We start from the raw sequence: 19,931 nt of genomic DNA, 5'->3' as shown, positions 1-19,931 counted from the left end.
ATACGAGTGACGGGAGCAGATGGGCATGAAGGCGGTAGTCAGCCGCCCAAACTAACGGTGTTGCGGCGATGTCACTCTCGTAACGGATCAAGCGACAATTCAGATCAGGTCAGACTGAAAACCTGATCCCAAGGCAAATAGTAAATATTAGCAATAACCATTAATACCAACGAAACGTAGGTGGCACTCATCCCGGAGCGACGCCAGCGAATTTCACGATGGCGCAAGCCATAATAATGCAGCAGACGGCCAATTATCAGCATTAATCCACAGATATGGATCATCCACGTTTCAGCACCGTTCATCTCCATCATAATGAGTAAAATAACAGCAATAGGGATATATTCTACGGCGTTCCCATGTACTCGGATGGCAGTTTGTAATTCATAAAAGCCGCCGTCGCCATAAGCGACCCGGTACTGGTTTCTCAATTTAACCACATCAAATGAAAGCTTTATCAATAACAGTGCGCCCAACACGACATAAAGCGAGCTAACCATTTTCAACTCCATTGCCCAACCATAACTGGCTGAATAATGATAACCGCCTGTTGGGTTACTGTCGCTAGAAAAATCGCTGGATTATCATTTCTTGAGGTTCAGTTTAGTGTTTGGAAAGATGAGGTTAAAACAACGTCGCTTGTTCGGGCCAGTCAGGTGCAGTTGCTAGCGTCGGTATGCGTGCTGCTAACTGTTGCCATATCTTTTGCGCTTGCTGCGGCGAATCACTGTTATCAGGGGTATGAATGAATAAATAAGGCTGATATTGCTGTTCCCACTGTGGCAGCCTTTGTAACCATGGCGAAAATAGCGCTAAATTATCATCCATTTGGTCACCACCAATAAATCGTACTAAGGGCTGATTGCCAGTGACGACGGCATGTACGGGGAGGCGGGGTTTCTTGCTTTGCGCATCCCGTACTGCCGTTGTTGCCGGTTTGGCTGCATGAATAGCGCGGCTATCTAATATCACCCGATTGATTGACCGTTGGTGCAAACCTTGGTTGAGCGCCAACTCAGCGGCCCCTTTGGCAAAAAACTCAGGATGGCGTACTTCGACCCCATAATTGAAGCCAGCAGGCAATTTATCGAGAAATTGCCACAGATGATTCAACGCATTAGGCCCAAAAGCTGCGGGCAACTGTAACCACAACTGACCAATGCGTTCATGCAATGGGGCCAAACAGTGATAAAAAGCCTGTAGATCCGGTTCACATTCGCGCAACGCAGACTGATGGCTAATCGTTGAGGGGAATTTAAAGCAAAAGCGGAAATTGTCCGGCGTCATATCGCGCCAGCGCTGTACGATCTCCAGCCGTGGCAATGCATAAAACGTCGTATTCCCCTCTACACAATTAAAGTAGCGGCTATAGTCAGCTAAATCCTTGATACCCAGCCGGTTCCAGGTTGGGTGTTGCCATTGCGGCAGTCCGATATACATTTTTTACCCTTCTTACTCGGCGCTACAGCGTTGTTAGCTGCACTGACGTTATAGCGTTACGCGCTAAGGGCCGCAAGAATTTCGCGGCTACTGCGCACGCGGGATATCCGGGGGAAAATATGCGTAAATGCGAACTGCTGCATCTCATTGCTCGCCGTACTGCAACCGTCTTCGGCAATCACCAATTCATAACCGTGCTCCCAAGCTGCACGAGCTGTTGATTCCACACCGACATTGGTGGCAATCCCCGCCAATACGATGGTTTTGATGCCGCGCCGGCGCAATTGTAAATCCAAATCTGTGCCGTAAAATGCGCCCCACTGGTGTTTAGTTATTTTGATATCTTGATCAGCCACCGCGAGTTGTTCGGGGAACGTCCACCATGAGTCTGGCAACCCGCCTTTGGGGGCAGGGCTTGGCTGATCTACCGGTTGTTTTAGTGCCTCGGCGAAGGAATCGGACCAACCCACACGCACCAAAACCACCGGAGCATCCAGCAAGCGAAACTGTTCTGCCAATTGCGCGTTGGTCGCGATGATCTGTGCTGCCGTGTAGGGGCCTTTGGCAAAAGGTAAGATCCCTTGTTGTAAGTCAATCAGCACCAGTGCGGTGGTTTTTACATCAAGTTTCATTCTGCTACGCCTTAATATCATTATGCGAAAGTTGGGATGAGCGGTTTCACCCGTTGCCCTGTTTATGCCAGCATATGTTATCGAGCGGTCCTTGTGAGGGGATAAATTTGTTAAATGATGTGTTAAAACATCGCTGAAAGGGATTTTGTCGTGCCTGAGCTGTGCGTTCGCTCTTATCTATACCATGAAATTCCTTTATAATGACCCCCATTTTTCAAGACTCTTTAATCCAAAACACCTAAGAAAACAGTCGCACGGACAGTGCATAGCGCGTGCGGCATCGGCTGAGTAAAAGGATATTGTATGCGTACTGAGTATTGCGGGCAGTTGAATCTGTCCCATGTGGGCCAAAGCGTTACACTTTGTGGTTGGGTTAACCGTCGTCGTGACCTGGGTGGTCTGATTTTTATTGATATGCGTGATCGCGAAGGCATCGTTCAGGTATTTTTCGATCCAGACCATAAAGCCGCTTTTGAACAGGCTTCAGAGTTGCGTAATGAGTTCTGTATCCAGATTACCGGCACCGTGCGCGCCCGCCCTGATAGCCAAATCAATAAAGATATGTCGACGGGCGAAGTGGAAATCTTTGCCAATGCGCTGAATATCATCAATCGTTCTGAGCCGTTGCCACTGGACTCAAATCAAACCAACAGTGAAGAACAGCGTCTGAAGTATCGCTATTTGGATTTGCGCCGCCCGGAAATGGCTGATCGCCTGAAAAGCCGTGCCAAAATCACCAGCTTTGTCCGTCGCTTTATGGACAGCCATGGTTTCCTCGATATTGAAACCCCAATGCTGACCAAAGCAACCCCAGAAGGTGCGCGTGACTATCTGGTGCCAAGCCGTGTACACAAAGGCAAGTTCTATGCATTGCCACAATCACCACAGCTGTTTAAACAGTTACTGATGATGTCTGGCTTTGACCGCTATTATCAGATCGTAAAATGCTTCCGTGATGAAGACTTGCGTGCTGACCGCCAGCCTGAATTCACCCAAATTGATGTTGAAACCTCTTTCATGACCGCCGATCAAGTGCGTGAAGTGATGGAGAAGTTGGTGCGTGAATTGTGGCAGGAAACCAAAGGCGTGGATCTGGGTGACTTCCCGGTGATGACTTTTGCTGAAGCTATGCGTCGTTTCGGTTCTGATAAACCAGACCTGCGTAACCCAATGGAATTGGTGGATGTTGCGGATCTGGTTAAAGACGTTGAGTTTAAAGTCTTCTCTGGCCCGGCAAATGATGCCAAAGGCCGTGTTGCCGCACTGCGTGTTCCCGGTGGCGCACAGGTTACCCGTAAGCAAATCGATGAGTACGGCCAGTTTGTCAGCATCTATGGCGCGAAAGGCTTAGCATGGTTGAAAGTCAATGACCGTGCAGCAGGTGTTGAAGGTGTGCAAAGCCCAATTGCGAAATTCCTTAGTGCAGAGGTGCTGGAAGCCATTCTGGTTCGCGCTCAGGCTGAGAGCGGCGATATTCTGTTCTTTGGTGCCGATAGCAACAAAATCGTCACTGATGCGATGGGGGCATTGCGTCTGAAAGTAGGTCGTGACCTGGAACTGACCAAACTGGGGACATGGGCACCGCTGTGGGTTGTTGACTTCCCGATGTTCGAAGATGATAGCGAAGGTGGCCTAACGGCGATGCATCATCCGTTTACCGCACCAAAAGAGATGAGCCCAGAGCAATTGGCTGCGGCACCGACTACGGCTATCGCCAATGCGTACGATATAGTGATTAACGGTTATGAAGTCGGTGGCGGTTCAGTGCGTATTCACCGTACCGAAATGCAGCAACAGGTGTTTGGTATTCTGGGTATCAATGAACACGAGCAGCGTGAGAAATTTGGCTTCCTGCTGGACGCATTGAAATATGGCACACCGCCACACGCAGGTCTGGCTTTCGGCCTGGATCGTCTGGTGATGCTGCTGACCGGTACTGATAACATTCGTGATGTTATTGCTTTCCCGAAAACCACTGCGGCGGCTTGTCTGATGACCGATGCGCCAAGCTTTGCTAATCCTGCTTCTCTGCAAGAGCTGTCAATCAGCGTGGTGGCGAAGAAAGGGGCAACAGACGTAGCGGAAGAAGAGAATCAGTAATGAATTATATATACCCAATAGATTTCAAGATGCAGGAAGGCGGCAAGCAAGAGAATCCCGGAGAGCTTACACCGGTAAGTGATTCGGATGATTGAGCGAAGCCAACACACTTGCAGTTTGAAAGATGACGGGTATAAGCGCCCAGAATCAATACTGGCGGTGATCTACGCCAGATCCAGTGGTCGGGTGCTGATGTTGCAACGGCGTGATGATCCTGATTTCTGGCAGTCGGTGACCGGCAGTCTGGAAGAGGGGGAAGCGCCGTGGCAAACCGCGCAGCGCGAAGTAAAGGAAGAAGTCGGCATTGATATACTGGGTGAAAACCTTGATCTGTTCGACTGCCAGCGTTGTGTGGAATTTGAACTCTTTGTGCATTTGCGCCGTCGCTATGCGCCGGGTGTTACGCGGAATAAAGAACATTGGTTCTGTCTGGCGTTACCCGAAGAGCGGGATGTGGTGATCACCGAACATCTTGCTTACCAGTGGTTAGATGCAGCGACTGCCGCAGCATTAACTAAATCCTGGAGTAATCAGCAGGCGATTGAAGAGTACGTTCTTTATTCAAGCTAGTATTTTTGGAGATACTTATTTATGGCAGGTCATAGTAAATGGGCCAACACAAAACACCGCAAAGCGGCACAGGATGCCAAGCGCGGTAAGATTTTCACTAAAATTATCCGTGAGCTGGTGACTGCAGCACGTCTGGGTGGTGGTGATCCCGGTGCAAACCCACGTTTACGTGCGGCCATCGATAAAGCGCTATCGAATAATATGACGCGTGACACGCTGAACCGCGCCATTGCCCGTGGTGTTGGTGGTGACGAAGATAACAACATGGAAACTATTATTTACGAAGGCTACGGCCCTGGCGGCACTGCCGTGATGGTTGAATGCCTGAGTGATAACCGTAACCGTACCGTATCTGAAGTCCGCCATGCATTCACTAAGACCGGCGGTAATTTGGGAACCGATGGTTCTGTTTCCTATCTGTTTACCAAAAAAGGCGTCATTTCTTACGCACCAGGGCTGGAAGAAGATGCCGTGATGGATGCGGCATTGGAAGCGGGTGCTGATGATATCGTGGTATATGATGACGGTGCTATTGACGTGTTCACGGCTTGGGAGTCACTGGGTGCGGTGAAAGATGCGCTGGATGCGACAGGTCTGGTGGCTGAAGGTGCTGAAGTTGCGTTGATTCCATCAACTAAAGCAGATCTGGATGCAGAAACAGCACCAAAACTGCTGCGTTTGATCGATATGCTGGAAGATTCTGATGATGTACAAGAGGTTTACCATAATGGTGAAATCTCTGATGAAGTGGCGGCAACATTGTAAAACAGCGTCATCCCATCGGGCTGTTCAATGAGTTATGTCATTCTCTCTGGCCGCACTATGTGGCCAGTGTTTTTAGAGACACCCACGGTATTGCACAGGTGCGGTGCCTTTGCTCATTAATGTTACTCAACATAATATTAATGAGAAGCAATGCAGCGAATAAGGTAAAGAAACTGGTATGGCGATCGTATTAGGCATCGATCCCGGTTCTCGTGTCACCGGTTATGGCGTTATTCGTCAGCAAGGCCGTCAGCTCACTTATCTGGGCAGCGGCTGTATCCGCACTGTTGTTGACGATATGCCTACTCGTCTGAAGCTAATTTATGCCGGTGTGACTGAAATTATCACTCAGTTCCAACCTGATTTTTTTGCTATTGAACAAGTGTTTATGGCAAAAAACCCGGATTCGGCGTTAAAGCTGGGGCAAGCACGTGGTGCTGCAATTGTCGCTGCGGTCAACCTGAATTTACCGGTTTCTGAGTATGCAGCCCGCCAGGTAAAACAAACCGTCGTGGGGACTGGGGCGGCAGAAAAAAGTCAGGTTCAACATATGGTGCGCTCACTGTTGAAACTGCCAGCGAATCCTCAGGCCGATGCTGCCGATGCATTGGCTATTGCAATAACCCATTGCCATCTTAGTCAAAATACCTTGCGATTGGGTAATGACCAAATGACATTGGCGCGGGGCAGAATACGCTGATCATCCCCTTAGACTTGAGAGCGCAGGGTGGTGCGGTGTTTATTACTCGGCCTTGCCTCTAAGAGGCTGCCTCCCTGCAATCCCAGGTTCTTTGAGTAAAGCCTCATTACTAGACGAACAGGTTAACAGTAATTGTTGGCTGTATATCCATCCAGCCTTTTTTGTGCTATAAACAGCCATTATGCTTATACCCGGTTGTGGGTAAACGAGGAGAGAGTCAACGTGATAGGGCGCCTCAGAGGTATCATTCTGGAAAAACAGCCACCGTTGGTGCTGTTGGAAACAAACGGTGTTGGCTATGAAGTCCAATTGCCAATGACCTGCTTTTATGAGCTGCCGGATCTGGGGCAGGAAGCCATTATTTTCACCCAATTTGTGGTGCGAGAAGATGCCCAACTTCTGTATGGCTTTAATGATAAGCAGGAGCGCGCGTTGTTCCGCGAACTGATTAAAGTTAACGGTGTTGGGCCTAAACTGGCGCTGGCCATTCTCTCCGGCATGTCTGCGCAGCAATTTGTTGCCGCAGTTGAACGGGAAGACATTACTACTTTGGTTAAATTACCGGGTGTCGGCAAGAAAACTGCTGAACGGCTGGTGGTGGAAATGAAAGACCGCTTTAAAGGCCTTAATGGTGATCTGTTCAATAATACCGGCGATATTCAGTTACCCGCCAGTTCATCGCAAACATCGGATGCTGATATAGAGGCGGAAGCCGCTTCTGCACTGGTCGCTTTAGGCTATAAACCACAGGAAGCCAGCCGGTTGGTGAGCAAAATTGCTAAACCGGGTGCTGACTGTGAAACCCTGATCCGCGACGCTTTGCGTTCCGCACTATAAAGTGAGTCATACAGGATGATTGAAGCAGACCGCCTGATCTCCGCAGGTATCATCAGTGATGAAGAGAGCATTGATCGGGCTATCCGACCGAAGCTATTAGCTGAATATGTCGGGCAGCCCCACGTCCGCGAGCAAATGGAAATCTTCATTCAGGCGGCAAAACAGCGCGGCGATGCGCTGGATCATGTCCTGATTTTCGGCCCGCCAGGGCTGGGCAAAACCACATTGGCAAATATTGTTGCTAATGAGATGGGGGTGAACCTGCGAACGACCTCCGGCCCAGTCTTGGAAAAAGCTGGTGATTTAGCGGCGATGCTGACCAATCTTGAGCCACACGATGTCCTGTTTATTGATGAAATCCATCGATTATCGCCGGTTGTAGAGGAGATCCTCTATCCGGCAATGGAAGATTACCAATTGGATATCATGATTGGCGAAGGCCCAGCCGCCCGTTCAATCAAACTTGATTTGCCGCCATTTACCCTGATAGGTGCGACCACCCGTGCCGGCTCGTTAACCTCTCCACTGCGTGATCGGTTTGGTATTGTGCAGCGCTTGGAGTTTTATCAGGTGGCAGATTTAGAACATATTGTCGCGCGCAGTGCCAGGTGTATGGGGTTAGAATTGACGCCAGAAGGGGCTCATCAACTGGCGCGTCGCTCAAGAGGGACGCCACGTATCACTAACCGCCTACTGCGGCGGGTGCGAGATTTTGCTGAAGTCAGAGCCGATGGCGCGATTAACGGCGATGTGGCGATGAAAGCTTTGGATATGCTTAATGTCGATGCCGAAGGGTTTGACTTTATGGACCGTAAGCTGTTGCTCGCCGTAATCGATAAGTTTATGGGGGGGCCGGTAGGGCTGGATAACTTGGCCGCCGCAATTGGTGAAGAGCGGGAAACGATTGAAGACGTGCTGGAACCTTATTTGATCCAACAAGGTTTTATTCAACGCACACCTCGTGGGCGAATTGCCACCAATCATGCCTATAAACATTTTGGTATTACCCGCGAAGAGTAAATTCTTTTGATGCAGGGCTGAGCCAATGCCAGCCCTGATGGTGTGATAATCAGGCAGTTGCTTGTTCGCCGACCGGTATGTTAATCATTCGGTTAAGCCATGGAATGAGTAGCGCCATAACCAGTGCAATGGCCAGTGTAGTCATGCCAATCTTACCAAAAACATCGGTATAGATAGGCAGTGTCTCGAGTGGGTCCGTTATCCCTTCAGGTGTTGCGGTAAAGGTGGCAACATAACCGCCAATCAGGAACGATGCAGCTTGCGTCAGGAACCACATCCCCAGAATAAAGCCCATCAGATATTGTGGTACCAGCGCTGCTACCATCGCTAAACCTAACGCACTGATCATCAATTCCCCCAAGCTCTGGAATAAATAAACCAGAACAATAAACCAAGGTGATGTTAGACCTTGTGCATCAGCAAACCACATCCCCGCAGCCGCCGCTGTCAGAAAACCCAGTGAACATAAAAACATGCCTAAAGTAAATTTGGCCGGCATCGATAAGTCACGGTTTTTACTGCCTAAACGAGTATAAATTGAGGCTAAAATCGGGCTGGCTACCACCACCCAGAATGGATTCAGCGCCTGGAAACTCACCGGGTTTATAGTGAAGCCCAGAATTTCATGATGAACATTATTGATAGCGAAGAAGTTGAGTGACGTCGGCATTTGTGCGTACAGCACGTAGAAGACGATCGCTTCAATCATCAGAATAAAAGCGACATACATTTTATTGCGGCCTAATTTATCTTGCTTAAATGCTTCTTTGAAAAAGATAAATACGACAATCAACGATAAAACGATTAGCACCAGATTGGCAATCACCACATGGTTCATTAACCAGGCACAGATACATATCATCACCGCACTGCCAGCCAGTACCAGTAGCAAGTTTCGCCAATTTAACGGTTTGGCATCAGGCTCGGAACCGATATGGCTCACCATATGGCGGCAGCAAAAATAGACCAGCAGGGCAAAGATCAGACCAATGCCGCACAAATAATAGGTCACGGTATAACCGAAACGTTCGGCAATAACCGGAGCCAATGACAGTGAAATCAAGGAGCCGATATTGATCGACATGTAAAACAAAGTGAAAGCCCCATCAAGGCGTGGATCTTTGGGGGGATAGCATTTTGACAATAAACTGGCCGGGTTAGCTTTAAATAAACCATTACCAACAGCAATGGTCCCCAAAGCAAAGAAAATCAGATTTGGGTTATACAATGATAAACCGGTAGCGAAGTATCCGAGAGCCAGCACTATAGCCCCTAATACCATGGTGCGTTTAGTGCCTAATAAATGGTCGCCGACATATCCACCAATCGAAATCAGGCCGTAAACCAAAGCGGCAAAAGCACCAAAAGTGACAAAGGCTTGTTCTTGTGAAAACCCTAACTGTTTGACGAAGAAAACAGCAAGAATACCCTGAACACCGTAATAACCGAATCTTTCCCATAGTTCGACAAAGAAAATCATAAAGAACGGTTTGGGTTGCTGAAGTAAACCAGTTGGTGTGGATCTATCCATGAGAGGCCGCCTCTGCGGAATAATCATTCTGCATAAATTGGGAGCATACAAGCCCACGCAGAGACGAGATACGTATCTGCATAACCATTATATTGCTCATTGGTTTGAGTGTTAGGCAGGGTATTACACTGCAATTATATTGTATTTGTGGTTGATCACACTAATTAAAATATAAAAAGTAGAATTGATGATTGTCGATATATTTGGCAATAGGCGTTAATAGTGAGCCTGGTTATTGCTAGCAGTGGCGGGAATACATGGTTTGATAAGATTAATGGCAAGGGTGGATAGGGGTTTATCACGTTAAACCCCATCTAATTGAGCAATTATCCACGCGCTTTTTGTGACAGGCTCAGTACAAACATGACGGCAGCACAAAGTACCACTGAAGGCCCAGCGGGAGTGTCATAGAAAGCAGAAAATGTCAGGCCACCGGTCACCGCAACAATACCGATACCAATGGCAATTCCAGCCATTTGTTCGGGAGTTCGAGCAAACCGACGAGCCGCAGCGGCAGGGATTATGAGCAGCGAGGTGATGATCAATGCACCGACAAACTTCATCGACAACCCGATAGTCAGTGCGGTTACCAGCATCAACAGCATCCGTACCCGTTCCAGATTGACTCCATCGACATGAGCCAGTTCCGGGCTAACGGTCATTGACAGCAGTGCCCGCCATTGCCAGCCAAGTACCGCCAAAACCACAATCACACCCGCAGCAATCAACCAGATATCACTCAGTGTTACGGAAAGCAGATCACCAAACAGATAGGCCATTAAATCGACCCGGACGTTATGCATCAGGCTGACCACCACCAGACCCAGTGATAATGCACTGTGAGCCATAATCCCCAGCAGAGTGTCGACTGCAAGCTGTGGGCGACGTTCTAACCACACCAGAATCACAGCTAGCACCATAGTCATCGCAATTACTGCATAAAACGGATTTACATTTAGCAGCAAACCGAAGGCAACACCCAGTAAAGAGGCATGGGCCAGAGTATCACCAAAATAGGACATTCGACGCCAAACGACGAACGACCCCAGCGGGCCTGCCGCAGTTGCCAGCAATACTCCCGCTAACCAGCCAGGCAACAATAATTCAATCATGCCTCGCGACTCCCACTGTTTTTCAAAATAATCTTTCCGTGCAAATCGTGTCGATGATTATGGTGATGACGATAAACCGCTAACTGTTCAGCACCACGATTGCCAAACATGGCGATAAATTCAGGGTGAGTGGAAACAACCTCTGGCGCGCCAGAGCAGCAAATATGTTGGTTAAGGCATAATACTTCATCGGTTTTGGCCATGACTAAATGCAAGTCATGGGAAACCATCATAACAGCGCAGCCTAACTCTTTACGCAGTTGTTCGATTAAGTCGTATAGCGCTAATTGACCGTTAACATCAACACCTTGCGTTGGCTCGTCCAGTACCAGTAACTGCGGTTTGTTCAGTAGCGCACGGGCTAACAGCACGCGTTGGTTCTCACCGCCAGACAATTTTTGCATAGGTTGGTCTAATAAATGCGCGGCATGTACGCGCTTGAGGGCGGGTAGGATATCCGCCTGCTTGACACCTGGTTTCAAGCGCATAAAGCGGCTTACAGTGAGTGGTAATGTGGCATCCAAATGGAGTTTTTGCGGAACATAACCGATACGTAAACCCGGCTGACGGATAAGGGTACCGCTGGTGGGCGGAATTAGGCCCAACACCACGCGAACCAGCGTTGATTTACCCGCCCCATTTGGCCCAAGCAGGGTGAGAATTCTCCCTGGGCGCAGCGAAAGGGAAATATCATTCAGTACCCGTCGACTACCAAAAGTGACGGATATATTACTTAGAGTTACCAATGTGGACATTATGATTACGTTTGCAGAACCGAGTGAATGTTATAATATTACGCTTTACCCAACAAAACGTCGAGAATTCGTATTATGTTACATAAAAAAAAGTGGTTAAAGCGGGCGATGTTAGCCAGCGCAATTTTACTTGCTAACCCATTTAATATTGCCTCTGCTGCGGTCGTTACATCGATACGACCGTTAGGTTTTATTGCTTCAGCCATTGCCGATGGCGTTTTGCCAACTGAAGTCTTATTGCCTGATGGCGCGTCGCCGCACGATTATGCGCTTCGTCCATCGGATGTCCAGCGGTTACGCAGTGCCGAGCTGGTTATTTGGGTCGGACCAGAAATGGAAGCATTTTTAGCAAAACCGTTGACACAAGTTACTGATAATAAAAAGATTGCATTGGCTGAGTTACCTTCAGTTACACCTTTATTGATTAGAGGTGACGAACATGATGAACCTGAAGGTGAGAGCGCAGGGCATGACCATGATCATGCTGAAGATAATCACAGTGATGAGCACCATCATGGCGAAAACAACATGCATATTTGGTTGTCGCCAGTAATTGCGAAACAATCTGCAATCGCTATTCACGATAGATTATTGGAACTTATGCCACAAAATAAGGACAAATTAGATGCAAACCTGCGCCGATTCGAGGATCAACTAGCGCAAAATGAAAAAAATATTGTTACTATGCTGAAGCCTGCCCAAGGTAAGGGATACTTCGTTTTTCATGATGCTTATGGCTACTTTGAAAAATACTTTGGCTTGAGCCCGTTAGGGCATTTTACAGTCAATCCCGAAATACAACCTGGTGCGCAGCGTTTACATCAAATTCGAACACAGTTGGTTGAGCATAAAGCGGTATGCGTTTTTGCTGAGCCACAATTCAGGCCGGCCGTCATTAATGCCGTTGCTAAAGGAACAAATGTGCGTTCAGGCACCTTAGATCCCTTGGGCAGCGGTATCGTATTAGGCAAGGACAGCTATGTGAACTTTTTGTCTCAGTTGTCGAACCAATACGTGAGCTGCCTGAAGTAAGATTAAAAGGATACTCATAAGTGCAGCAGATAGTCCGAACTATCACCTTGGCGTATAACAATCTTCCTCGGCCCCACCGCATTATGCTGGGGTCGCTGACTGTAATGACACTGGCCGTAGCTGTTTGGCGGCCTTTTGTTTATCACCCCGAGCATGAACCTGTCGCCAAGAGCGTGGTATTAGATAACAGTCAACCCCGCATTTTATTACCAGAAGCCAGTGAACCCATTGATCAGCCCACGCCTGATGATGAAATCCCGCAAGATGAGCTAGATGCTAAAGATGCCAGTGAAACCGGTGTCCATGAGTATGTGGTTTCAACTGGGGATACCTTGAGCAGCATTCTTACCCAGTACGGTATTGATATCTCGGATGTTTCCCTGCTGGCCACGCAAAACCGTGATCTGCGTAATCTGAAGATCGGGCAGCAAATCTCTTGGACCGTCAATGATACAGGTGATTTACAGAGCTTGACTTGGGAAGTTTCTCGTCGTGAAACGCGCACTTATGATCGTGTTGGCAATAATTTCAAAGAGACCAAAGAGCTACAAAAAGGTGAGTGGAGCAACAAGGTTCTGACGGGCCGCCTTGATGGCAGCTTTGTCACCAGCGCCAGGAAGGCGGGCTTGACGGCTTCCGAGATTCGCGCGGTCACTAAAGCATTACAGTGGCAGCTTGACTTCGCCAAACTGCGTAAAGGTGATCAATTCTCGGTTTTGATGTCACGTGAAATTCTTGATGGTCGCAGTGAGCAAAGCCAACTGGTCGGGGTGCGTATGCGTTCCGGCGGTAAGGATTACTTTGCTATCCGTGCCGATGACGGTAAATTCTATGACCGCCAAGGCTCTGGTCTGGCCCGTGGTTTCATGCGTTTCCCAACCATGAAGCAATTCCGTGTGTCCTCAAACTTTAACCCGCGCCGGCTTAACCCGGTAACAGGGCGTATTGCACCGCATAAAGGTGTGGATTTCTCTATGCCCGTCGGGACGCCAGTACTCGCCGTCGGTGATGGTGAAGTGGTCATCGCGAAACGCAGTGGAGCAGCCGGTAACTATGTCGCTATCCGCCATGGTCGCCAGTACACCACCCGTTATATGCATTTGAAAAAGTTATTGGTCAAGCCTGGTCAAAAAGTCAAACGTGGTGATCGTATTGCACTGTCAGGTAATACTGGCCGTTCAACCGGCCCTCATCTGCACTATGAATTCTGGATGAACCAGCAAGCCGTTAATCCATTAACCGCTAAATTACCGCGTTCAGAAGGCTTGAGTGGTAAAGACCGCAGTGAATATCTGGCTATCGCTAAGCAGGTCATTCCGCAGTTACAACTGGATTAATCGTTATCCAGTCACCACTATCTACCTGAGTGTTATACCCAGAAAGTGGCGTCGCAGGGGCGGCAAACCAACGAAACTCGATTAACATGACGTTAATGGGTGAGTGAGAGGCGTAACCAACCCTGCGGCTTCATAGATGAAAGGTATACTATTATTAGCCCACAGAATTCCAAGAGCTTCCCCATGCATAAAGATAAAAACGACGCCGCAGGCTTTATTCCGGTATTTAAGCCCTCTTTCCTCCACCCACGGTTTTGGGGGGTATGGCTGGGGGCCGGGACGATGGCTGCGATGGCTTATGTGCCACCGAAATTCCGTGATCCTTTATTGGCAGGAATAGGCCGTCTGGCGGGCAAATTTGCCAAGAGCGCCCGTCGTCGCGCCCGTATTAATCTTCTTTATTGTATGCCAAATCTGCCGGAAGCTGAGCGCGAATATATCATTGACCAGATGTTTGCCACTGCGGCGCAACCGTTGATGATGATGGCAGAACTGTGCTTTCGTGATCCAAAGAAAGTATTAACTCGGGTTCATTGGCATGGGTTGGAGATTCTGGATGAGCTGCAACAGCAGCAACGCAATGTCATTTTGTTGGTGCCACACGCCTGGTCGATTGATATTCCTGCAATGCTGCTCGCTGAACAGGGTAAACCGGTTGCAGGCATGTTTCATCACCAGCGCAATCCGTTAGTCGATTATTTATGGAATAGTGCCCGCTTGCGGTTTGGTGGGAGAATTCATGCGCGTGAAAGTGGTATTAAGCCATTTATCAGTTCAGTGCGTCAGGGGTTTTGGGGCTACTATTTGCCTGATGAAGACTATGGCCCTGAGCAAAGTGAATTTGTTGATTTCTTTGCTACCTATAAGGCGACCTTGCCCGCAGTAGGGCGTTTGATGAAAGTGTGTCGTGCGGCGATCGTCCCCATGTTCCCAGTCTATAATTATCGTGAACATCGCCTTGATATCTATATTCGTCCACCGATGGATGACTTAGCCGACGCTGATGACGCCTATATTGCTCGCCGTATGAATGAAGAGGTTGAGCTGTTAGTTAACCCTAACCCAGAGCAATATACCTGGATTCTTAAGTTGTTGAAAACCCGTAAAGAGGGTGAGATAGAACCTTATGTCCGTAAGGATATCTAGCCGCCGCTATCGCGATTAAACATAAAAAAGCCCGCATATCTGAGTTGCGGGCTTTTGTGTTTAATGGTTTACAACAAATTACTCAACGCGCAGGATGCGGCTAGTATTGGTGGTCCCAATCGTTCCCATCACGTCGCCCTGAGTAACGATAACCAGATCACCAGAGACCAGGAAACCTTTATCTTTTAATCGGTTAACCGCTTCACTGGCCGCCAGAACACCATCAGTGTGAGTATCACAATAAACCGGGGTAACACCACGGTAGATTGCCGTCAGATTCAATGTATGATCATGACGCGACATGGCGAAGATAGGTAAACCGGAGCTGATACGGGACATCATCAGCGCGGTACGGCCTGATTCGGTCATTGCGATAATGGCCGTGATACCTTTCAGGTGGTTTGCTGCATACATGGTCGACATCGCGATGGCTTCTTCGACATTGTCGAATTGCACATCCAGGCGGTGTTTAGACACATTGATACTTGGGATCTTCTCTGCACCGAGACAAACCCGTGCCATCGCCGCAACGGTTTCTGCTGGATATTGGCCGGCAGCGGTTTCTGCTGACAACATAACCGCGTCAGTACCATCCAGCACGGCGTTAGCAACGTCCATCACTTCCGCACGGGTTGGCATTGGGTTGGTTATCATTGACTCCATCATTTGCGTCGCGGTGATAACCGCGCGGTTAAGCTGGCGCGCACGGCGGATCAGTTTCTTCTGAATCCCCACCAGCTCTGGGTCACCAATTTCCACACCCAAATCACCACGAGCAACCATTACTACATCAGAGGCCAGGATGATGTCATCCATCGCTTCATCGGTTGCTACCGCTTCAGCACGTTCAACCTTTGCCACGATTTGTGCATTACAGCCAGCATCACGCGCCAAACGACGGGCATAATTCAAATCTTCACCCGTCCGTGGGAACGAAACGGCCAGGAAGTCCACCCCGATTTTAGCGGCGGTAATAATATCGGCTTTGTCTTTTTCTGTTAGCGCTTCTGCGGACAGACCGCCACCGAGCTTATTAATGCCCTTATTATTGGAGAGCGGGCCGCCGACGGTAACTTCGGTGAAGACTTTCATACCCTGAACTTCAATAACTTTTAGCTGTACCCGACCATCGTCCAACAGCAAAATATCACCAGGAACCACATCGGCTGGCAGGCCTTTATAATCGATGCCGACTTTGTCTTTATCACCTTCGCCTTTTGCCATATTGGCATCAAGCAAGAATTTATCATGCACATTAAGGAATACTTTACCTTCCTTAAAAGTAGATACCCGGATTTTAGGACCTTGCAAATCGCCAAGAATAGCAACATGACGCCCTAATCTTGCAGCGATTTCACGGACTTTATTGGCCCGTAATTCATGATCTTCGGCGCTACCATGGGAAAAATTCAGGCGGACTACGTTAGCACCAGCAGCAATAATCTTTTCCAGATTATTGTCGCGGTCAGTAGCCGGCCCCAGTGTAGTAACAATCTTGGTCCTTCTGAGCCGTCTGGACATCTCTTACTCCGTTGACTGATGAAGCATGGTGTTGTTAAAACAGCGGATAATGAATCCGATAGTAAAAAATAATTAAGATCAAATTTTACGACGACATGCTATACGACAACCCTGTGTTACAACACGAACCCTGCGTTAAAACACGGTGCCATGCATGTTATCCGCTTGCGGATGTAAAACGATTGATGCAACAAATGGCCCCATTCGGGTGCTACCTGCACATCAATGACAACATTACAAAAGCGCGCTATTTACCCCTTATCGGTTTTGGTAACGCTTACCGTCACCATAACAAGGACTATTTTCTAATAATACGTCAAATTATTACTCCAGAAGATGCGCTAACACAAAACAAAGCGACTTCTGCCTCTGACGCTATTCGCCGCTGTTGACACGCGGCGAACCTTTATCAAAACGTGATTCTTTTAATGCATCTTTTACGCGTTTCAGGTTATCCCTGAACTTTGCCCCGCGCCGTAGGGTAAACCCGGTTGCCAGTACATCAATTAATGTCAACTGAGCAATACGGGACACCATCGGCATATACATATCGGTGTCTTCCGGCACATCCAGCAGCAGTGATAGCGTCGCTTCACTTGCCAACGGTGTATCGCGTGAGGTAATAGCAATCACTGTGGCATCGTTTTCACGGGCTAACTGCGCCAATTCGACCAAACTTTTTGTTCGGCCAGTGTGGGAGATCAAAACCACCACATCACCCTCACTGGAATTCATACAACTCATACGTTGCATAACGATGTCATCGAAATAAATTACCGGAATATTGAAGCGGAAAAATTTATTCATTGCATCGTGGGCAACAGCGGCAGATGCGCCAAGGCCAAAGAACGAAATTTTCTTCGCCTGAGTTAATAAATCTACTGCCCGATTAATGGCTGGAATATCTAAATTGTTCTTCGCCATATCCAGGCTGGCCATGGTCGATTCGAAAATTTTTGCCGTGTAAGCGCCTACACTATCATCTTCTTCAACATTGCGGTTCACATAAGGTGTGCCATTTGCCAGACTTTGCGCCAAATGAAGTTTAAAATCAGGGAAACCTTTGGTGTCCAGTCGGCGGCAAAAACGGTTTACCGTGGGTTCGCTAACGTTCGCCATTTTGGCCAGTGTCGCGATACTTGAATGGATAGCAGTTTGTGGGGAGGCGAGGATCACCTCAGCGACTTTCCTTTCTGATTTGCTCAGGAGGTCCAGACTATTTTGGATATTTTCCAGCGTATTCATATATCGAGAGTCACCCATGGGTTTTACCGATTTCATTTAAAGGAGAAATCTATGCCAGTTTAATGAAAATATACTACGAGCTGGGACCCGTTGGCAGTGGCATAGGGGGTGAAGTAAGGTTTTTTCACCAGAATATGACCTGTGTCTAATTTTCATAATGGTAAATAGTTGTCAAAAACGTCATAAAATTACATTTTAAAGTTGCACGGCCTGATTTGGCGCGGTCTGGCACCATGATGAGTGTTTTTTAACCTTTTTTGCTCTGCTTTTATCTGGGTTTACTGGCTATAGTCAAAGAGAGTACATTAGTAATGTAAGAAAATTACAAATATCCTGCAACGAGGAGAATAACATGGCGGTAACTAATACAGCCCAGGCAGCCCAGGCGTGTGATCTGGTGATTTTTGGCGCTAAGGGAGACTTGGCTCGCCGGAAACTGCTGCCTTCCCTTTACCAATTAGAGAAAGCGGGTCACATCCACCCAGATACTCGCATCATTGGCGTAGGCCGTGCCGAGTGGGACAAAGACGCGTACACAGCCGTGGTAAAGGAAGCCCTCGATACCTTTATGAAAGAGAAGATGGATGATGAATTGTGGCAAAAGCTCAGTTCTCGTCTCGACTTCTGTAATTTAGATGTCAATGACAGCAAACACTTTGCCAAATTGGGCAAGATGCTGGATCAAAAAAATCGCACCACCATTAACTACTTTGCTATGCCACCCAATACGTTTGGTGCAATTTGTAAAGGATTGGGCGAAGCAGGGCTGAATAAAGAGCCTGCTCGTGTGGTAATGGAAAAACCGTTAGGGAAGGATTTGGCCTCTTCTCGGGTGATTAACGATCAAGTGGCAGAATATTTCAACGAGTGTCAGGTTTACCGTATCGACCACTATTTAGGTAAAGAGACGGTACTGAACCTGTTGGCTCTGCGCTTTGCTAACTCACTGTTTGCCTCTAACTGGGATAATCGCACTATTGACCATGTGCAGATCACGGTTGCAGAAGAAGTCGGGATTGAAGGGCGTTGGGGCTATTTTGATCAGGCCGGTCAGATGCGTGACATGATCCAGAACCATTTGTTGCAAATTCTGACCATGATCGCGATGTCACCGCCAGCAGATCTCAGTACTGACCGTATTCGTGATGAAAAAGTGAAAGTACTGCGATCGCTGCGCCGTATCGACCACACTAATGTGCGAGAAACCACAGTGCGAGGTCAGTATACCGCCGGTTTCGTCCAGGGTAATAAAGTGCCCGGCTATCTAGAAGAGGAAGGGGCGAATAAGAACAGCAACACTGAAACGTTCGTTTCTATCCGTGTTGATATTGATGACTGGCGTTGGGCTGGGGTACCGTTCTATCTAAGAACCGGTAAGCGCCTGCCAACAAAATGTTCTGAAGTGGTGGTTTACTTTAAGAATCCTGCACTGAATCTGTTCCGCGAGTCTTATCAGCAATTGCCTCAAAACAAGCTGACGATCCGCTTGCAACCAGATGAAGGCATTGAGATTGAAGTGTTGAATAAAGTGCCAGGTCTGGAGCATAAGCACCGTCTGCAAACCACCAAACTGGACCTCAGCTTCTCCAAAACCTTTAACGAGCAGCATATTGCTGATGCCTACGAACGTCTGTTGCTGGAGACCATGCGTGGGATCCAGGCGCTGTTTGTGCGCCGCGATGAGGTTGAGGAAGCCTGGAAATGGGTCGATTCCATTATGGATGCATGGGCAGCTGATAATGACGCACCTAAGCCATATCAATCAGGAACCTGGGGTCCGGTGGCATCCGTTGCCATGATTACCCGTGACGGTCGTTCATGGAATGAGTTCGAATAAAAATTTAGGTTATGACTATACCCTAAATAATTCGAGTTGCAGGAAGGCGGCAAGCGAGAGACAAATCGGTCGGGAACCGATTTAAACAGCATTTATGCTAGCCCGTAGGGTGAGCCTCAAGGATGAGGCTCACCATCAGTAAGTGATTCGGGTTATTGAGCGTAGCCAACGTACATGCAGCTTGAAGTATGACGGATATATTCCCGATAACAACGCCGCACCTAGGCGCAATAATAAAGAGTCGTTAGCTGGCTCGCATTGTGATTCTTTATGGCAGACAGAAATCCGTTGTAAGTGTTCTGCCTGCCATATTTCAACTGGCACCTTAGGGTGAGTACATGCCAATCGGCA

The 19,931-nt window shown here is 48.2% G+C and carries 18 protein-coding genes; 10 read left to right on the top strand and 8 right to left on the bottom strand.

Translation table 11 applies throughout. From position 1 onward, the window contains the following. Positions 1-104: 104 nt before the first annotated feature. From A6J67_RS15675 to A6J67_RS15665, 3 genes are all read right to left on the bottom strand, one after another. Entirely contained in the window at positions 105-500 is a 396-nt protein-coding gene (locus tag A6J67_RS15675) for an MAPEG family protein (protein WP_032906334.1), read from the bottom strand. A 124-nt stretch (positions 501-624) separates the two neighbouring features. Beyond that, positions 625-1,440 carry a DUF72 domain-containing protein gene (locus A6J67_RS15670; protein WP_042569695.1) on the bottom strand — a complete coding sequence of 272 codons (816 nt, stop codon included), beginning with the start codon at positions 1,438-1,440 and terminating at the stop codon, positions 625-627. Positions 1,441-1,496: 56 nt separating this feature from the next. After that, the gene (locus tag A6J67_RS15665) at positions 1,497-2,072 is read right to left on the bottom strand and encodes a hydrolase (protein WP_050297461.1); all 576 of its coding nucleotides are present in this window, start codon (positions 2,070-2,072) and stop codon (positions 1,497-1,499) included. Between the two features lie 303 nt (positions 2,073-2,375). Between A6J67_RS15665 and aspS the strand changes: the two genes are divergently transcribed. From aspS to ruvB, 6 genes are all read left to right on the top strand, one after another. After that, positions 2,376-4,172 (top strand): aspartate--tRNA ligase, encoded by a 1,797-nt coding sequence (gene aspS, locus A6J67_RS15660; protein ID WP_080608252.1) that lies wholly within the window; start codon positions 2,376-2,378, stop codon positions 4,170-4,172. Between the two features lie 87 nt (positions 4,173-4,259). Further along, positions 4,260-4,742, top strand: a complete 483-nt coding sequence (gene nudB / locus A6J67_RS15655) for a dihydroneopterin triphosphate diphosphatase (RefSeq protein ID WP_005185234.1) — start codon at positions 4,260-4,262, stop codon at positions 4,740-4,742. A 21-nt stretch (positions 4,743-4,763) separates the two neighbouring features. Next, complete coding sequence (locus tag A6J67_RS15650) at positions 4,764-5,507, top strand: YebC/PmpR family DNA-binding transcriptional regulator (RefSeq protein ID WP_004715224.1); 744 nt, start codon at positions 4,764-4,766, stop codon at positions 5,505-5,507. Between the two features lie 178 nt (positions 5,508-5,685). Then, on the top strand, positions 5,686-6,207 hold the full coding sequence (gene ruvC / locus A6J67_RS15645) for a crossover junction endodeoxyribonuclease RuvC (protein ID WP_005185237.1): 522 nt from the start codon (positions 5,686-5,688) through the stop codon (positions 6,205-6,207). Between the two features lie 222 nt (positions 6,208-6,429). Beyond that, on the top strand, positions 6,430-7,044 hold the full coding sequence (ruvA, locus tag A6J67_RS15640; protein WP_032906336.1) for a Holliday junction branch migration protein RuvA: 615 nt from the start codon (positions 6,430-6,432) through the stop codon (positions 7,042-7,044). Positions 7,045-7,059: 15 nt separating this feature from the next. After that, positions 7,060-8,064 (top strand): Holliday junction branch migration DNA helicase RuvB, encoded by a 1,005-nt coding sequence (gene ruvB, locus A6J67_RS15635; RefSeq protein ID WP_005185240.1) that lies wholly within the window; start codon positions 7,060-7,062, stop codon positions 8,062-8,064. A gap of 49 nt (positions 8,065-8,113) precedes the next feature. On the opposite strand, the gene dtpB is transcribed toward ruvB, so the two are convergent. The 3 genes from dtpB to znuC all read right to left on the bottom strand — a co-directional run bounded on the left by dtpB (position 8,114) and on the right by znuC (position 11,462). Then, positions 8,114-9,595: a dipeptide/tripeptide permease DtpB gene (dtpB, locus tag A6J67_RS15630; RefSeq protein WP_050297460.1), complete on the bottom strand. Its 1,482-nt coding sequence runs from the start codon at positions 9,593-9,595 to the stop codon at positions 8,114-8,116. Between the two features lie 326 nt (positions 9,596-9,921). Continuing rightward, on the bottom strand, positions 9,922-10,707 hold the full coding sequence (znuB, locus tag A6J67_RS15625) for a zinc ABC transporter permease subunit ZnuB (RefSeq protein ID WP_042569697.1): 786 nt from the start codon (positions 10,705-10,707) through the stop codon (positions 9,922-9,924). Further along, positions 10,704-11,462 (bottom strand): zinc ABC transporter ATP-binding protein ZnuC, encoded by a 759-nt coding sequence (gene znuC / locus A6J67_RS15620; RefSeq protein WP_005185245.1) that lies wholly within the window; start codon positions 11,460-11,462, stop codon positions 10,704-10,706. The genes znuB and znuC overlap by 4 nt, the downstream gene beginning before the upstream one ends. 75 nt (positions 11,463-11,537) lie before the next feature. Between znuC and znuA the strand changes: the two genes are divergently transcribed. The 3 genes from znuA to lpxM all read left to right on the top strand — a co-directional run bounded on the left by znuA (position 11,538) and on the right by lpxM (position 14,977). Further along, positions 11,538-12,494 carry a zinc ABC transporter substrate-binding protein ZnuA gene (gene znuA / locus A6J67_RS15615; protein WP_005185247.1) on the top strand — a complete coding sequence of 319 codons (957 nt, stop codon included), beginning with the start codon at positions 11,538-11,540 and terminating at the stop codon, positions 12,492-12,494. 20 nt (positions 12,495-12,514) lie between these two features. After that, positions 12,515-13,831, top strand: coding sequence for a murein DD-endopeptidase MepM (gene mepM / locus A6J67_RS15610; protein ID WP_032906342.1), 1,317 nt, complete (start codon positions 12,515-12,517; stop codon positions 13,829-13,831). Between the two features lie 183 nt (positions 13,832-14,014). Further along, entirely contained in the window at positions 14,015-14,977 is a 963-nt protein-coding gene (lpxM, locus tag A6J67_RS15605) for a lauroyl-Kdo(2)-lipid IV(A) myristoyltransferase (protein ID WP_050072645.1), read from the top strand. Between the two features lie 78 nt (positions 14,978-15,055). On the opposite strand, the gene pyk is transcribed toward lpxM, so the two are convergent. Both pyk and A6J67_RS15595 read right to left on the bottom strand, forming a co-directional pair. Further along, a complete protein-coding gene (gene pyk / locus A6J67_RS15600) occupies positions 15,056-16,498 on the bottom strand; it encodes a pyruvate kinase (RefSeq protein WP_005185255.1) in 1,443 nt (480 codons plus the stop codon). Between the two features lie 375 nt (positions 16,499-16,873). After that, the gene (locus A6J67_RS15595) at positions 16,874-17,761 is read right to left on the bottom strand and encodes a MurR/RpiR family transcriptional regulator (protein ID WP_269206253.1); all 888 of its coding nucleotides are present in this window, start codon (positions 17,759-17,761) and stop codon (positions 16,874-16,876) included. 334 nt (positions 17,762-18,095) lie between these two features. On the opposite strand from A6J67_RS15595, the gene zwf reads away from it, so the two are divergent. Beyond that, positions 18,096-19,580 (top strand): glucose-6-phosphate dehydrogenase, encoded by a 1,485-nt coding sequence (zwf, locus tag A6J67_RS15590; RefSeq protein WP_005185258.1) that lies wholly within the window; start codon positions 18,096-18,098, stop codon positions 19,578-19,580. Positions 19,581-19,931 lie beyond the last annotated feature (351 nt).

The sequence above is a fragment of the Yersinia sp. FDAARGOS_228 genome (genome assembly GCF_002073315.2).
Classification (GTDB): Bacteria; Pseudomonadota; Gammaproteobacteria; order Enterobacterales; family Enterobacteriaceae; genus Yersinia; species Yersinia intermedia.
The sequence above is the reverse complement of the archived record's forward strand: the minus strand, read 5'-3'. Positions and strand labels throughout refer to the sequence as shown.

Excerpts from the sequence above, each read along its gene's own strand:
- A6J67_RS15675 (WP_032906334.1), bottom strand. The coding sequence starts at position 500 with ATGGTTAGCTCGCTTTATGTCGTGTTGGGCGCACTGTTATTGATAAAG.
- A6J67_RS15670 (WP_042569695.1), bottom strand. The coding sequence starts at position 1,440 with ATGTATATCGGACTGCCGCAATGGCAACACCCAACCTGGAACCGGCTG.
- A6J67_RS15665 (WP_050297461.1), bottom strand. The coding sequence starts at position 2,072 with ATGAAACTTGATGTAAAAACCACCGCACTGGTGCTGATTGACTTACAA.
- aspS (WP_080608252.1), top strand. The coding sequence starts at position 2,376 with ATGCGTACTGAGTATTGCGGGCAGTTGAATCTGTCCCATGTGGGCCAA.
- nudB (WP_005185234.1), top strand. The coding sequence starts at position 4,260 with ATGATTGAGCGAAGCCAACACACTTGCAGTTTGAAAGATGACGGGTAT.
- A6J67_RS15650 (WP_004715224.1), top strand. The coding sequence starts at position 4,764 with ATGGCAGGTCATAGTAAATGGGCCAACACAAAACACCGCAAAGCGGCA.
- ruvC (WP_005185237.1), top strand. The coding sequence starts at position 5,686 with ATGGCGATCGTATTAGGCATCGATCCCGGTTCTCGTGTCACCGGTTAT.
- ruvB (WP_005185240.1), top strand. The coding sequence starts at position 7,060 with ATGATTGAAGCAGACCGCCTGATCTCCGCAGGTATCATCAGTGATGAA.
- dtpB (WP_050297460.1), bottom strand. The coding sequence starts at position 9,595 with ATGGATAGATCCACACCAACTGGTTTACTTCAGCAACCCAAACCGTTC.
- znuB (WP_042569697.1), bottom strand. The coding sequence starts at position 10,707 with ATGATTGAATTATTGTTGCCTGGCTGGTTAGCGGGAGTATTGCTGGCA.
- znuC (WP_005185245.1), bottom strand. The coding sequence starts at position 11,462 with ATGTCCACATTGGTAACTCTAAGTAATATATCCGTCACTTTTGGTAGT.
- znuA (WP_005185247.1), top strand. The coding sequence starts at position 11,538 with ATGTTACATAAAAAAAAGTGGTTAAAGCGGGCGATGTTAGCCAGCGCA.
- lpxM (WP_050072645.1), top strand. The coding sequence starts at position 14,015 with ATGCATAAAGATAAAAACGACGCCGCAGGCTTTATTCCGGTATTTAAG.
- pyk (WP_005185255.1), bottom strand. The coding sequence starts at position 16,498 with ATGTCCAGACGGCTCAGAAGGACCAAGATTGTTACTACACTGGGGCCG.
- A6J67_RS15595 (WP_269206253.1), bottom strand. The coding sequence starts at position 17,761 with ATGGGTGACTCTCGATATATGAATACGCTGGAAAATATCCAAAATAGT.
- zwf (WP_005185258.1), top strand. The coding sequence starts at position 18,096 with ATGGCGGTAACTAATACAGCCCAGGCAGCCCAGGCGTGTGATCTGGTG.